Here is a 15,443-nt window from a genome sequence, read left to right as displayed (position 1 = left end):
TTAACGACCTTCTTTCTCTTGTAAACGACTTACATACTCCATAACCATTTCTTCTGTAACATATTTACGCTGCAAGGTAACACCATTTTTTGCAAGATCATTAATTTGCTTTGTTACAACATTAATGACATCAACCGAAAATTCTTTCCCATTTGACGCAAGAGATACGGCTGCTTCAATAGCTGCTTCACGCTGCGCATCTAATTGTAAACATGCTTTTACACTTTCATTTTGTTTACGAGAATGTGCTGTAATTGCTTTATGTACTTCCATCTTCTCTTCCCCCTAAATAAGTTATACGTTCTAATTCAATTCCATTGCAAGCCGAATCATATCACGGCATACAATGCCATTTTCAATAATCTCTTCTTCATAATGCTTCGAAAAGTAATCAAAATCAATAGAAAAAATACGAAATCCACATTTTTGATATAAAGCAAGTTGTGAAACACTAGAATTGCCTGTACCAACTTCCAGTTTTGACATACCATATCCTTTAGCAGTTTCTACAGCATGACTTACTAGCTTCTTTCCAATCCCTTTTCCTTGCACATGCTCTGCAACCGCAATATTCATGATTTCCATCGTCTTTGGCCTTGTTTCTAAAAGAACATATACACCGATAACGCTACCCTCTTGCTTTGCTACGTATGTTAATCCTCTTTGTACATATGTAGCTATTTGCCGTTCACTTGGATCAGCAAGTAGCAATAAAGACTTCGGTATAGCTTCTTCTTTCGAAATATACTCTATTACTACACCCATAAAAATTCCCCTTTCTCTATTGTTCTAAACCCTCCTTGTCTACCATAAGTAATAGAAAGGAGGGGTTCATCATGGACAACAATGAGAAAAAATGCAACGTCATCTCTATTGATGGAAAGAAGAAGAAAAGCGACACGTATTCCTATCCAAAATTAGTAGTAGAAAATAAAACATATGAATTTTCTTCATTCGTCTTATGCGGTGAAACACCAGACGGCAGACGACTCGTTCTTACTCATATGATTTCTACCGATGAATTTGCTGGATTTGTAAAATCTTTAGATACTGTACTGCAAAAGAAAATTGAACGAATCTTTTTCTCATAACGACTATATAACATAAATTTCTTTTTCAATCTCTACTAACTGCTTGTGCAATTGTTCTTTACTTTGCTCATATAGAGATACATCAATCGTTTCAGCCAATGCAAATAATATACTTTCATAATAATTCATCACATCTTGCTGCATTACTTTTTGGAATAAGTTCCATTTCAAATCCCACTCTTGCTTATAATGATGAACAAATAAATCTTTTTCATCAGCTACATAGTTTGATACGAAAGGTTCTAATACAACTTTAGCCTCTTCTTGCATGAATGCTTTATCATTTTTTTCAAAAAAGCTTTTTTCATTTTTAAAATGTGCCAGTGCTTTTTTGAAATCTTTTATTTCAACTGAAGGGAACGGTTCTTTATGTGTAATATCTTTATATTCATACTCCACTGTTCCATTCATAGAAATTGATTGATTTTCTACTTTACAGTTCACTACAATTTCGTCCTTTGCACGCTTCATCGCTTCGTCTATCCATTTTTCAAGACGTAATGATGTCGCACGCATTTCTTGTAATAAATCATGCTGAATAAATGCTACTAATTCCATAACACACTGTTGCAATTGTGTTTTCACATTTCCATCCGTTCGAAGTGACGCCGGATTAATAAATTCAGTAAACACATCGTTATAACGTAGGAATAGACGCTGTTGCACGTAATAAAGCAACTCTTTCACTTCATTTTGCATCGCCTGTTCTTCAGCAAGTACACTATATGATGAAATGATATGAAGTAGTTGATCACGCTCTGCTTCATATTTTTTCGTTTGCTTCTCTTTCTCTTCATTCCCCTGCTTTGCACCATTTATCATGTTTACTAAAAGCTGATCTGCCCCTTGCAACGCACCGTATAGAGCATGCACAGAAACAAGCATTAAATCTCTCATCATAAAGGACGTAAATGATTCCTCAAACTTAGTAATTCCAGAGTTTTGTAAAATACCATACTTCTCTTTTTCAACACTCTTTCCTTGTTTCTCTTCAAGCGCACATAAACTTGAAATTGCAAATAAACGCGGATTTCTAATACCGTATTGCAGTAGCTGATCTGCGATATAACCTTTTACCATTTCAAGTTCTTCTTCAGACTCTGCTAAATCCGCCGCATTAATTAAGAAGAACATTTTATCAAGGGCAAAAGTATCCTTTACACGACCAAGCTGAATTAAAAATTCACGATCCGCACGAGAGAATACATGGTTATAATATGTTACAAATAAAATAGCATCTGCGTTTTTAATATACTGGAATGCAACATCCGTATGGCGAGCATTAATAGAATCCGCTCCAGGTGTGTCTACAAGCGCTACTCCCTGCCTTGTTAAAGCACAATCATAATAAAGCTCCATATACTCAACGAAGCATGATTTTTCTTCGTTCGCTACATAATCAGAGAACTCTTCTAATGTAACTTGTACTTGTTCTCCTAAATAAGTAGAAACTGCATCATACCCTTTTTGTACCGCTCGTAAAAAGCTAAATGTTGTTTTTTGCTTCCCAGTTGGTGAAGGATATTTCATAACTTTATCAATTTGTGCTAACGCCTCATCTAACGTAGTAATCTCATAATGAAACAGCTTATAAACAGCTTTCATATCTTCTAATAAAGCTTGCTTTGATTTGAATTGAACCATTACTGTTCCGTGTGGTTTTTCCTCTGTAACCGGCAAAATTTGATTAATCGTTGCCGTCGTCGGATTTGGTGATACAGGAAGTACCTTCTCACCTAGTAAGGCATTGGCAAATGATGATTTTCCAGCACTAAAAGCTCCGAATAACGCTACTGTAAATTGTTTCGTTTCCACACGACGCCTTTTTTCTATTACCTCTTGCTGTACATGTTTCAGCGCTGGCAATGGCTCTAATATCATTTCAGCTTTCTTCACTTTCTCTAATATACGCTGAATATTTAAAACTGCTGTTCCTTTTATCTCTTCTTCATGAGCCGCCCCGTTATCATTTACAATCTCCTGCTCTTGTAGTGTAAATTTCTCACTAACAATTTGTTTTTCACGTTGCAATATCTCCTCTATTTGCAATCCTTCTGGTGTAGCAACACGCTCGCGCCAAATATTTTGTAAATAACTTTCATATGTCTCTAAATTGTTACTGTATTGTAATTCCGTCTCTTTTGCCGTTTGCAACATCGTATATTTTTCAATCTCTTGTTCCATACGAGCAACTGCTTCCTTCACCTTTTGCTTTAAAACGACTGCACTTTTATCAAAAATTTGCTGAGCTTTTGTAAAATAACGTTTCTTCAGTTCATTCGCTACATCCGCTGTATAAAGAAGTAAGTAATCACCTGTGAAACCTGCACCTTGTTTAATGACTTCAGCTAACATTTCTGGTCCAAAAGCAATTTCTAAAGCATATATGTCTTTCCCAATTTCCTCCGTGAACAATCCTTCTTCTTTTAAGAAGGCCACAATAAATTCTTTCACATGAAAATCAAGTTGCGTTTCAACAGTCTTTTGAAGGGCAGAATAAAACGCCTCTACACGTCTTTGTTTTTCTTGCTCCGTCTTTCCTTTTGCAAATAGCAAACCAACTTTAAACTTTGTTAATTTCGTTTCTAAATATGCATTTGCCAATTCTCTCATTTCAAATGGCATTAAATACGCGTTATCTAATATAGCTTGTAAACCTTTTATAAATTCGTTTCTCACATGAGATTCTTTACTAGCCTCGCGATGTTTAATTTCCGTTAGCTCTTCTTTCTTTTCAACTATTTCTGAAATCGAAAGCGGTGATGCTAACTCTTCCTCATATGTCAAAAGAGCTTTTTCATTTTCAGAAAGAATAAACGAGAAATGTTCCCCCATTAAATATTCTGTTTCTCGCTCCATTCCATCTCTTACATACTGCTCTTTTTCTTTCATAATAGATGTAATTAATGTTTCTAAGCTTCCAATTTCATTTTGTGGATGGTTCATCATTCTTAATGACGTATAATAAACTCCATCTACTTCAATATCCCAGTTAGAGAACGATTGTTTTACACTATCTTTATAATCCTCAAACGATAATTCATTTTCTTTATGTTTATCTATTTGATTTACAACGAGATAAACCGTTTTATTACGTTGTTTCAATTCTTTAACAAATTGTAAATTCACTTCCGATTGGACGTGATTATAATCCATCATATAAAAAATTACGTCTGCTAGATGCAGCGTTGATTCTGTCGCTAATTGATGGGCATCATCTGTTGAATCAATCCCTGGTGTATCAACTAACATAACACCCTCAGGAATTGGCGCATCATTCCGATAAATATGAACACCAATTACCTCATCACCGTCTTTACAAATTTGTTTTAATTCTTCCGCTGAATATGCACCATCATATTCGTACTGTTCTCCAGATTTAATCGTTACAACAACACGATCAAATCCCTTTTCAATTTTAACGACGTTAGCGCTTGTCGGAATTGGACTTGTTGGTAACAACTGTGCTTTATATAGATGATTCATCATCGTTGATTTCCCTGCAGAGAAGTGACCGCAGAACGCTATCATAAGCTGTTCTTGTTTATATTTTTGAATCACCTCAAACAACTTTAAACTATTCTCTGCATCGCCGTGTTTTTGCCACTCTTCATAAAAACAAACAAGTTTTCTCATACCGTTTGTCTGTACTATGTTTGTCATCCCCTTGTTCCCCTTTATCCAAGATGTATATACTTTTCCCTGCTATTTGCGAGCTCATAACCAGTGAGAGTTACACCTACCCATTGATTACAGTTTCACTTTACTATCATACTAAATTTTCAGCATATTCTCATTAAAAATAAAAAATCCCTTTCATTCTTTTTACAAATGAAAGGGATTTTATGTCATATCACTCATTTTGCTGTTCCTACTCCATTTAAAACATACTTTGTAATAACTGCATATACAACGACTGTACCTGCTACTAATGCATATACCATACTTACGCACCAACCTTTTTTGATAATGATTATCACTTTTGAATACAGTTTATCATTAAAGAGAATCATTATCAACACTTTTCATAAAGAAAGCCCCTTATAGGAAGGAGCTTTACTGCCTGTTTTGAAGAAGGTTAAAACTTGTTGTGCACTCTTATTATATCTCATAATACGCATCTTAACAGTTTTAAAAATTGGAAATTACCTATATACCCTCTTCTTTACATTTTGTATAATAAAAGGGAATTACTTAACAAGGAGGAAAATAATGACACAAAACATTTCACAAGGCGAGAGGATACATTCCATCGATATTATTAGAGGAATAGCTGTATTAGGTATTTTTCTTGTTAACTGGCCAATTATTGCCGGGGTTGACTCACGTGATATTACAGGAATTTACGAAGGGATAGACAGCTATATTCGCCTATTTTACGATATGTTTATTCAAACGAAATTTTATACAATTTTTTCGTTTTTATTCGGATTAGGTTTTTATATTTTTATGAATCGTGCTGAGGCGAAGACCGATCGTCCAAAAACTTTGTTTGTTCGCCGCTTACTTATCTTATTATTATTTGGGTTCTTACATTACGTTCTTTTATGGGACGGTGACATTTTACATACTTATGCAATTACCGGGTTTTTCTTATTTTTATTTTACAAAAGAAAGACACGTACTATTTTAATATGGTCAATTGTACTATTAAGTTTCATGCAATTGTTCACATTATTAGGTTCTCTTGTCATGTTATTAGTGCCGGTAGATGAACTAGGCCTTTCCATAGCCATTATGCCGTTAGAAAACTGGGGCTTACAAATTACAGACAGATTCTATTCTTTCTATTCTGAAGCAATAAGTAACAGTCTTATTATGCTTCCTGAAACACTAGGATTGTTTTTACTCGGATTATATGCCGGTAAAAAAGACATTTTCCGCCGTGCTAAGGAATTAGATCCAAAACTTAAAAAATGGCAAATCATTATGTTCATTTTAACATTACCGATGTGGTTTATTATGGTTTACTTCTTTATGAACAATCAACCATACACACCATTTTCACTTATGGGTATTACGATGATAAGCGGAAAGACATTGTTCATCTTCTACATTGTCACGTTAATGCGTTTATTACAAAAAGAAAAATGGCAAACAGTATTACGTCCATTCCAATACGTTGGACGAATGGCGTTAACGAATTACATCTCACATACAATTGTTACATTACTTGTATTTGGGCTACTATTCAAAAATGATTATCTTGCTCCATTATGGGTTGGACCACTATTCTGCGTCGGTTTCTACACGTTACAAATCTTTATTAGCCGCTGGTGGCTTTCACATTACCAATACGGGCCACTTGAGTACATTTGGCGTCTTGGTACTTACGGGAAAATGATGCCACTTAAAAAGAAAAGCAAGGTCTCATAACGAGACCTTGCTTTTTTACGCTTCTCTTACTGCACTTTGCATAGACACCGGCTCTTCTTTTACTTTCACTTTGCGCTGCGGCACCATATTAAATACGATATTTAACAATACTGCTGATGCACTTCCAAGTACAATTCCGTTATCTGTTAAAATACGAATGCTTTCTGGAAGTTGTGAGAATAATGTAGGAACGACTGTTACGCCAAGCCCAATTCCAACAGAACATGCAACGATTAATAAGTTTTCTTGTCTTCCAAAGTCAACGCTACTTAACATTTTAATACCATATGCCATAACCATACCAAACATTGCGAGCATAGCACCGCCAAGTACTGACTTCGGAATAATTGTTGTGATAGCTGCAATTTTCGGAATAAACCCAAGAGCGATTAACATACCACCGCAAGTATAAATAATAACGCGATTTCTTACTCCAGTTAATTGAACAAGTCCTACGTTTTGAGAGTATGTTGTATATGGGAACGCGTTAAAAATACCACCTAACACCATCGCTAATCCTTCTGCACGATACCCTTTTGTTAATTCTTTTTCACCGATTTTTTTATTGCAAATATCAGATAATGCAAAGTATACACCTGTTGCTTCTACAATCCCTACACAAGCAACGAGAATCATTGTAATAATTGGTGTTAATTCAAATGTTGGTGTACCGAAGTAAAATGGCTGAATACCATGGAACCAATCCGCCTCTCCAACTGCTTGCAAGCTTACTTTCCCCATAAATGCTGCAGCGATAGTACCGAACAACAAACCTAATAGAATAGAAATTGAACGGATAAACCCATCAAAGAAACGATACATAATGATGATAAATAATAACACTCCAAATGCTAACGCTAAGTTTTCAAGACTTCCGAAATCTTTGCTTCCTACTCCACCAGCCATATCATTAATAGCGGCTGGAACAAGTGTAACTCCAATTACTGTAACGACAGACCCTGTTACAACTGGTGGAAACAGTTTTACAAGCTTTCCAAATAATTTCGCAAAAATAACAACGAATAACCCGGCAGCAATAATTGCCCCATAGATAGAAGACACACCGTATTGTTTTCCAATTGCAATCATCGGCCCAACCGCTGTAAATGTACAACCAAGTACAACTGGGAGTCCAATACCGAAAAAGCGATTTGATAATGCTTGTAAAATTGTCGCAACGCCGCACATTAATAAATCAATTGAGACTAAGTATGTTAACTCTTTTTGATTTAAACCAAGTCCGCCGCCTACAATAAGCGGTACGATAATTGCGCCAGCATACATAGCAAGCATATGCTGCATACCAAGCGATGCAATTTTAAATGGATGCTGCTTCATTGCTTATTTCACCTCCGCAGTTTCATGCTGTACAAATGTAACTGTGCCGTTATCAAGTGATGCAATTTCTGCTAGTGATTCAACACGAACGCCTTGTTCACGAAGCTTCTTTCCTCCATCTTGAAATGCTTTTTCAATAACAATTCCAATTCCTGCAATACTCGCTCCAGCTTGCTCTACTAAACTCATTAAACCTAAAGCAGCCTGACCGTTTGCTAAAAAGTCATCGATGATTAATACACGATCATTTTCATCGATATGATTGCGAGATAATGAAATTTCATTCGTTTCTTGTTTCGTAAATGAGTATACGTTTGCAACGTACATATTATCTTGTAACGTTAACGATTTACGTTTTCTTGCAAAGATTACTTTTACACCAAGCTCTAATGCAGCCATAACTGCTGGTGCGATGCCTGAAGATTCAATCGTTACGATTTTTGTAATGTTCTCTTCTTTAAAACGTTTAGCAAATTCTTTTCCAATCTCTTGCATAAGTACTGGGTCAATTTGATGATTTAAAAATGCATCTACCTTTAATACGTCACCAGATAAAACCTTTCCTTCGTTCAAAATCTTTTCTTGTAATACTTTCATGTTTGTTCCCCCTCTTATGCAATAAAAAACTCCAAAAGCCGCCACCACTCGTTACAAGTGAGAGACGCGCTTTTGGAGTTTCGCAAAAAAGAATGCTAAACAAGCAATATATTCGTCCTCACTCATAGTCAAAGTATTTACGGTACTTCGGTAGAAACTTGCAGGCCATATCCCCGCGATTATATGAGTGTAGCTAACTATTTATTTTATAGATGGATTATAACGCACTTTTTATACTTTGAAAAGTATTTATTAACAAAACACGTACAAATTTTATAAAAACATCATTTTCGTTCGAGTTTTGTAAACTCTTACATATTATTTCAAAGCGTCGTTAAAACAATTGGCCCATCTTTTGTAATTGCAATTGTATGCTCATATTGCGCTGATAATTTCCCGTCCATCGTTCTTGCAGCCCATCCATTTAAATCTACTTTAGAATATCGCATACCTACATTTACAATTGGCTCAATTGTAATTACCATTCCTTCTTGCAACTCAGGCCCTTGTCCTTGTTTCCCAAAATGAAAAATTGCTGGTTCTTCATGGATCTCTTTACCTATTCCATGTCCCGTAAAGTCTCTTGCGACAGAACAACCTTCATTTGCTACGTAACTCTCAATTGCATACCCAATGTCTCCTACATGATTACCGATTACCGCCTGATCAATCCCTTTATACAATGCATTCTCAGCTACTACCATTAACCTTTCCGCTTCCTCAGAAACATTTCCAACTCTATACGTCCAAGCAGAATCTGAAAGACCACCATTTAAGTTTACTACCATGTCAATTGTTACAATATCTCCTTCATTTAAAGGAACATCGGCCGGAAACCCATGACACATTTCATCGTTTACAGATGCACATATCGCATATGGATACCCATTGTAACCTTTCTGTTCAGATGTGGCACCATGCTGTTTTAAATACATTTCAACAAACGTATCAATCTCTTGTGTCTTTATACCTGGCTTTATCATTTTCGCAATTTCTTTATGACATGAAGCAAGTAATTTTCCAGATTCATGCATCAAATCTATTTCATTTTTCGTTTTAATTGTAATCATACTACCTCTACCTTTCCTTGCTAAACCTACTATTTACTACTAAAATTCTATCATACACATCTTCTTCCACAATTTCCAATTACAAAAGCAAATATCCTTTATCTCTATTTTCCGAATATAAATTTTTAGTTAATTCGATTTTTAAGATATTATATCTAGTATTTTTTATTGATATTTACTTATAAACAAAGTATAGTGTTACCATACTATTAAAAGGAGGATTATTAAAGATGATGCACGCAGGAAGACTACGTCAGCAAACTTTGAACAATAAGTAACTTAATATGTTCAAAGGCTCTGTTTTCATAAAGCAGAGTAAACGGGATTAGTCTGCACATTTTTAATAATCTTCAACGGAAGAGTACACTTTCCACATGAAGAAAGGCAGATATACGTCTGTCTTTTTTTCGTATATTTTTTCATACAAAGAGAGGCGTTTATTCATTATATCCTCGTTTACTCTTAACCACAGACAGAAGCTCGTCTGTGGTTTTTTTATGATTACATTTCCTTATATCTCGCTACTTTAATCATATTGATGTAGTTAGAAACAATTAGTAACAGAAAACATTAAAATTAGAATAAACATTTGGAGGAAATGGGAATGAATACACTTAAAGTTAAACAATTAGCAAATAAGGAAGGACTAAATATATTAGAAGATTCAATAGTAATTAATGAATCTGGCGTTGACTTTCAAGTAGCACACGTTAAAGAACAAAACGGAGATAAATGGATACTAAGAATCCCTCGTAGACCAGAATCTATGAGACATGTCCAACGAGAAAAAAAGCATTAGAACTTATGAAAAAACATGTAGAATTCCAAGTTCCTGATTGGTCTATATTCTCTGAGAAACTAATCGCTTATAAACAACTAAGTGGCGTTCCTGCCGCTACTATCGATATAGAACAACAAGAATATATATGGAACTTTAATGAAAAGAATGCACCAACTGAATACAATATTTCATTAGGAAAAGTTCTAGCGAATTTACACTCATTACCTCAGCAAAAATTTAATAATATAGGTGTTGAAATTCTTACTGCTAATGAATTAAGAACTTCTATGAAACAAAGGATGAATCGAGTGAAGGAACAATACCACATCAATCAAAACTTATGGGATCGTTGGCAAGCATGGCTAGCTGAAGACTCTTTTTGGCCATCTCATGTAGGAGTAAAGCACGGGGATATACATCCAGGTCATATCCTGATTGATAAGAAAAATAATGTAACTGGCTTAATCGATTGGACAGAAGTAGGGATAGCTGATGTATCTATCGATTTCGCTTCCCATTATCTGCTCTTTGGGAAAGATGGACTAACAAAGTTAATTAGTTCTTATGACAATTCTGGCGGTAAAACTTGGTCAAGAATGGATGAACATATTATCGAACTTCTAACAACAAGTAGTATCACTGTTGCTGAATACGCTCAAGTATCAGGTTTGAAAGACATGCATGAAATAGCTGTACACATGCTATCAACTGAAAGTTAATGTAGTTGCAAAAAACAGAAGAACCCTCTTCTGTTTTTTGTTATTTTCCACATATATAATTCATTTTCAAAAACTCAAAACAACTACCGTTTGTTTTTTGTATAAACGTCCCAACTGCTTCAAACCCTGCCCTTTTATATACTTTAATAGCTCTCTCATTAAATTTCACTACTGATAGTGTTATATAATTGCACCCATATTTTTCTTCACTAAAAGCTAGTCCCGCATTCACGAACTGTAAACCAAATCCATTGCCAGTTATATCAGGTCTCATTCCAAGTCCTATATCAACCGTTCCATTATTCATTTTACAAACAGTAAAAAAACCAATGAGAGTGCCATTTTCCTTTACAGAAAATGTATGATTCCCTCTACTCTCATCATGTAAAAACTCATCTAAATCTTCTTCATCTGCCGCTATATCATAAAAAGAATATTTCCCTTCATAGTGCCAGTTATATGCAATCTCTTCCGCTTCTTCTTGCGTCATTACTGTATATGTATAAAGCATTCTTTTATCCCCCTTAAAAAAAGAGCTGCAATTAAGCAGCTCTTTTTTATAACTCATAAATTTCTTTATACTTCGCTTCTAAATAATCTGCTAAGTAGTTTGCATTTAATCCTTCGCCTGTCACATCTTCTAAAATTTCAAGTGGCTTTTTCGTTTTACCGTATTGGTGAATATTTTCTGTTAACCATTCACGAATTGGTGTTACGTTTCCTTCTTCTAATAATGCGTCAAAGTTCGGAATGTCTTTTAACATTCTTTGCTTAAACTGTGCTGCATACATGTAACCAAGCGCATAAGATGGGAAGTATCCAAATGAACCACCAGCCCAGTGAACATCTTGCAATACACCTTGTGCATTATTTTCCGGACGAATGCCTAAATATGCTTCCATCTTATCATTCCAAGCTGCTGGTAAGTCCTTCACTTGTAATGTACCATCAAATAATTCTTTCTCAAGCTCATAACGAACCATAACATGAAGCGGGTATGTAAGCTCATCTGCTTCTATACGAATGAATGACGGTTTCGATTCGTTAATTGCATCATAAAACTCATCAACTGACATATCATCAAATTGACCATTGCTATACTCTTTTAATAAATCATAATTCTTCTTCCAGAATGATTTATTACGGCCGATAAAGTTCTCAAAGAATAATGATTGTGATTCGTGAATACCCATAGATGTACCACTGCAAAGTGGTGTACCTTCAAATTGTTCTGCAATATTTTGTTCATATACTGCATGACCACATTCATGAATTGTTCCAAAAACAGCCATACGAAAATCTTTTTCATCATAGCGTGTCGTAATACGAACATCCCCTCTATTTAATGTAATTTCGAAAGGATGTACTGTTTCATCAAGACGACCTGCTTCAAAGTCATAATTCAATTGCTTCAATAATTCTAATGTAAAGTTCTTTTGTTTTTCTTTTGAAAATCGTTCCGATAAAGCACTTGTTTTTAATCCTTTTTTAGACTCAGAGATTTCTTTTACAAGCGGTACGATGCGCTCACGAAGTTGACCAAATACGTGATCTAAAACTTCCACTATAATACCTGGCTCATACATATCTAATAATGTATTGTATTTATATGTTTCATAACCCCAATATGTAATAAATTTCTTTTTAAATTCCACAATTTTTTCTAAGTATGGGCGGAACATTTCGAAATCAGATTTTTCGCGAGCTTCTTCCCACACACTCTCCGCTTTCGCTTCTAATTTCACATAAGCCTCATATTCAACTTGTGGAATTTTTTTATTTCTATCATATTCTTTCCGGCACTCTTCAACCATTTTCTTCGTCGTTTCAGAAAGTTTATCTTCGCGTATTAAAGCTTCAAGCTCTGTTAAATAGTTTCCCATCTCATCTGAAGTCGACATAGCAAACACTTCTGACGAAAGCATACCAATTACTTCAGAACGCTGATCCACACCTTTTTTTGGTGCACCTGTTCTTAAATCCCAAAACATTAAACTTAATGCTTCTCCATAATTCTGTATCTTCTTCACGTATGTTAAAAATTGTTTTTCTACTTCATATGTAGCAACTGTCATCGTATAAAAGCCTCCTTTTTCTACCTCAAACTTAATTCGACACGGAAACATAAATTCCTTTTATAATAGAAAAAAGCTTGGCAAGCGCCAAGCTTTTTCCTTATAATTCTTTACCTTCTACTGGCAGTACATTTTTCACAGCTGCAACTACTTTCTCATCTTCTGAATCAGATAAGAAGATTGATATAGCACCTTTATCGTCGCTCGTACGAATTAAACGTCCGATCCCTTGACGAAGTCGTAAAATCATATACGGTACATCTACATCCCAGAATGGATCATTTACGTGCTTACGTTTCGCTTCAAACACAGGATCGTTTGGAGGGAATGGTAATGACCAAATGATAACATGTGATAATGATGAACCTGGAATATCTAAACCTTCCCATAAATGAACGGCACAAAGTACAGTCTCTTCTTCATTTTGGAAACGAGAAACGAGCTGACTAATTTCCTGATCTCCTTCATATAGGAACGGAACTGACATTTGTTCTTTACTTACATATTCTTTAAACGCTGCAAGTTCTTGTGTTGTACGGAATAATACAAGCGTACGTCCATTTGTTTTTTGTATATTTTCAAGTGTATATTGACACTTTCTTTCCCATTCATTTTCTTTCGTATGCGATAGTAAGTTTACCGCCATTTGCTCCTCATAATCAAACGGTGAGGCAACTGAGAATGATAAGTAATCTTTTACCCCTAGACTATTTGCTGTAAATGCGAATGAATCGTTGTTCGATAATGTCGCAGAAGAGAAAATATACGGGATTTTCTTCGAGAATACTTTCTCTTGTAACACCTCTTCAACTGCACGCGGCATAATAACTAACGTGAAGGCACCATCACCTTCTTCACCCCATGTAATTACATTTTTCTCGTGCATAAACAGACGAAGTGAATGTTCTAACACATCTAAATGCTCATCAACGATATTTAAGTCATACGTGTTTACTGTATGCATTTCACTTTCAAATACTAATGCATCACCGACTTCACCAATTTTTGCATAAAGTCGCTTCGCTTCAGCTGTTACTTTTTCTGTCACAGTAATTTCTAAACGATCAGAACCGGCAATTTCCTTTTTATTCTCTTGTAACACATCAAAGAATCGCTCTGTTTGCCAAATTGTTTCTTCTACTAAATGCGCAAACTCCTCGCGAATATCGTTTTGTAGCAATCTCGTTAAAAGTTGCTCCATCATCGTTTGCTTTAAACGGTATGTTAAAGCTTTTTGAGCTGCATATTCTACAAGATGTCCTTCATCGAATACAACGCAGCTACTTTCTGGTAATAACGGAATTTGCCCTTCACGCTTACGAGCATCGTACGTCCAAATATGATCCATATAGAAATCTTGAGAACAAATAATTAAATCTGCTGCTTTACGATAATGTTCACGAGAAAGAGTTTGTCCACAGCGATGACGAGAATCACAAGTAAAGCAATCTTGGAAGTAATCCCAATTTACTTTTGACCATTCTTCGTCATTTAAAAGTGGAAATTCTTTTCTGTCACCATAGTGAGTAAAGTTTTGCATCGTACCATGATCAAATACAAACTGTGGTAACTCATAATATACGTCTTCAATTACTTCTGGAGCTCGTCCACTCATAACATCTTCAAGTTTACGTAAGCATAAATAATTATCCATTGATTTTGCAAGCCTTACATCAACAGAGAGCCCTAATGCTTCAGATAACTTAGCAATGTCCCCTTCTTCTTTCACAAGTTGCTCAATTAACGTTTCATCTGCACAAGCAATAATAGCTGGTTTCCCAGTATAACGCGCGTAACAAATTGCATATAGAAGATATACAATTGTTTTCCCTGTTCCTACACCCGCTTCTGCGAACATAACTTTCTTTTCTTGGAAAGCGCGTTCTAACTGAAACGCCATAAAAATTTGTTCATCACGCTCTTCAAAGCCTTTTTCCGGAAGGATGTCGTAAAATACATCTCCAATCCACTCATTCAACTTATCATAAAAATTATCTTGTTTTCCTACTTCAAATGGTAATCTCTTCTCAGTAAACATCCTTAGCCTCCAACCAAAAAGTTTTTCTATAAAAAGATAATAGCAACTGCTACGCATATGTATGCATTTGCTTTCCCCTGTTGCCATACATAGAAATTCACGAAAAAAAATTTTCCTTTCGAAAAAGGAAAATTTTCTTCTATATTAATGACTTTAAATACCGTTTATCAATCGCTGTTTCATGTGAAAGAGCTGACAGATATTCTTCTTGTGCTTTTTGTATTTCATCTACAATCGCACCTTGACTATCCACTTCTTTTCCGAGCTCATCATACGTACGGTGAATAGCTTTTTGAATCATTGATAATTGGAAACTATCCATATCACTTCCTCCTTTACGCATTACATAATAGCCAGT

Annotated in this window: 13 protein-coding genes, 1 pseudogene and 1 riboswitch; of the genes and pseudogenes, 3 read left to right on the top strand and 11 right to left on the bottom strand. The window is 35.3% G+C overall.

Features of this window, described 5'->3' with window-relative positions; translation table 11 throughout:
- Both AC0ONG_RS06565 and AC0ONG_RS06560 read right to left on the bottom strand, forming a co-directional pair.
- Complete coding sequence (locus tag AC0ONG_RS06565; protein ID WP_000451820.1) at positions 1-273, bottom strand: YpbS family protein; 273 nt, start codon at positions 271-273, stop codon at positions 1-3.
- 30 nt (positions 274-303) lie between these two features.
- A complete protein-coding gene (locus tag AC0ONG_RS06560; protein WP_000539329.1) occupies positions 304-765 on the bottom strand; it encodes a GNAT family N-acetyltransferase in 462 nt (153 codons plus the stop codon).
- Positions 766-836: 71 nt separating this feature from the next.
- On the opposite strand from AC0ONG_RS06560, the gene AC0ONG_RS06555 reads away from it, so the two are divergent.
- Complete coding sequence (locus AC0ONG_RS06555; RefSeq protein WP_000369740.1) at positions 837-1,091, top strand: DUF3931 domain-containing protein; 255 nt, start codon at positions 837-839, stop codon at positions 1,089-1,091.
- Between the two features lie 3 nt (positions 1,092-1,094).
- Here the strand turns inward: AC0ONG_RS06555 and AC0ONG_RS06550 are convergent, their stop codons facing one another.
- Positions 1,095-4,754, bottom strand: a complete 3,660-nt coding sequence (locus AC0ONG_RS06550; protein WP_000182183.1) for a dynamin family protein — start codon at positions 4,752-4,754, stop codon at positions 1,095-1,097.
- A gap of 194 nt (positions 4,755-4,948) precedes the next feature.
- Positions 4,949-5,113, bottom strand: coding sequence for a hypothetical protein (locus tag AC0ONG_RS06545; protein ID WP_153587184.1), 165 nt, complete (start codon positions 5,111-5,113; stop codon positions 4,949-4,951).
- A 190-nt stretch (positions 5,114-5,303) separates the two neighbouring features.
- On the opposite strand from AC0ONG_RS06545, the gene AC0ONG_RS06540 reads away from it, so the two are divergent.
- Positions 5,304-6,467: a DUF418 domain-containing protein gene (locus AC0ONG_RS06540; protein ID WP_000193087.1), complete on the top strand. Its 1,164-nt coding sequence runs from the start codon at positions 5,304-5,306 to the stop codon at positions 6,465-6,467.
- A gap of 15 nt (positions 6,468-6,482) precedes the next feature.
- On the opposite strand, the gene pbuX is transcribed toward AC0ONG_RS06540, so the two are convergent.
- The 3 genes from pbuX to AC0ONG_RS06525 form a co-directional block, all read right to left on the bottom strand.
- Positions 6,483-7,805 (bottom strand): xanthine permease PbuX, encoded by a 1,323-nt coding sequence (gene pbuX / locus AC0ONG_RS06535; RefSeq protein ID WP_000809208.1) that lies wholly within the window; start codon positions 7,803-7,805, stop codon positions 6,483-6,485.
- A gap of 3 nt (positions 7,806-7,808) precedes the next feature.
- The gene (locus tag AC0ONG_RS06530) at positions 7,809-8,402 is read right to left on the bottom strand and encodes a xanthine phosphoribosyltransferase (protein ID WP_000866482.1); all 594 of its coding nucleotides are present in this window, start codon (positions 8,400-8,402) and stop codon (positions 7,809-7,811) included.
- 105 nt (positions 8,403-8,507) lie between these two features.
- A riboswitch (purine riboswitch) is annotated at positions 8,508-8,609 on the bottom strand.
- 116 nt (positions 8,610-8,725) lie between these two features.
- Entirely contained in the window at positions 8,726-9,472 is a 747-nt protein-coding gene (locus AC0ONG_RS06525; RefSeq protein ID WP_474203541.1) for a type I methionyl aminopeptidase, read from the bottom strand.
- Positions 9,473-10,076: 604 nt separating this feature from the next.
- Between AC0ONG_RS06525 and mphL the strand changes: the two are divergent.
- Positions 10,077-10,972: pseudogene (mphL, locus tag AC0ONG_RS06520) on the top strand (macrolide 2'-phosphotransferase MphL).
- 40 nt (positions 10,973-11,012) lie between these two features.
- Here the strand turns inward: mphL and AC0ONG_RS06515 are convergent.
- The 4 genes from AC0ONG_RS06515 to AC0ONG_RS06500 form a co-directional block, all read right to left on the bottom strand.
- Entirely contained in the window at positions 11,013-11,483 is a 471-nt protein-coding gene (locus tag AC0ONG_RS06515) for a GNAT family N-acetyltransferase (RefSeq protein WP_000967501.1), read from the bottom strand.
- A gap of 46 nt (positions 11,484-11,529) precedes the next feature.
- Positions 11,530-13,047, bottom strand: a complete 1,518-nt coding sequence (gene ypwA / locus AC0ONG_RS06510) for a carboxypeptidase (protein WP_474203540.1) — start codon at positions 13,045-13,047, stop codon at positions 11,530-11,532.
- A gap of 100 nt (positions 13,048-13,147) precedes the next feature.
- A complete protein-coding gene (locus AC0ONG_RS06505; protein ID WP_000493696.1) occupies positions 13,148-15,085 on the bottom strand; it encodes an ATP-dependent DNA helicase in 1,938 nt (645 codons plus the stop codon).
- 139 nt (positions 15,086-15,224) lie between these two features.
- Positions 15,225-15,407, bottom strand: coding sequence for a DUF3921 domain-containing protein (locus AC0ONG_RS06500; protein WP_000376895.1), 183 nt, complete (start codon positions 15,405-15,407; stop codon positions 15,225-15,227).
- Positions 15,408-15,443 lie beyond the last annotated feature (36 nt).

The organism is Bacillus sp. TCT6 (assembly GCF_056033845.1).
The sequence above is the reverse complement of the archived record's forward strand: the minus strand, read 5'-3'. Positions and strand labels throughout refer to the sequence as shown.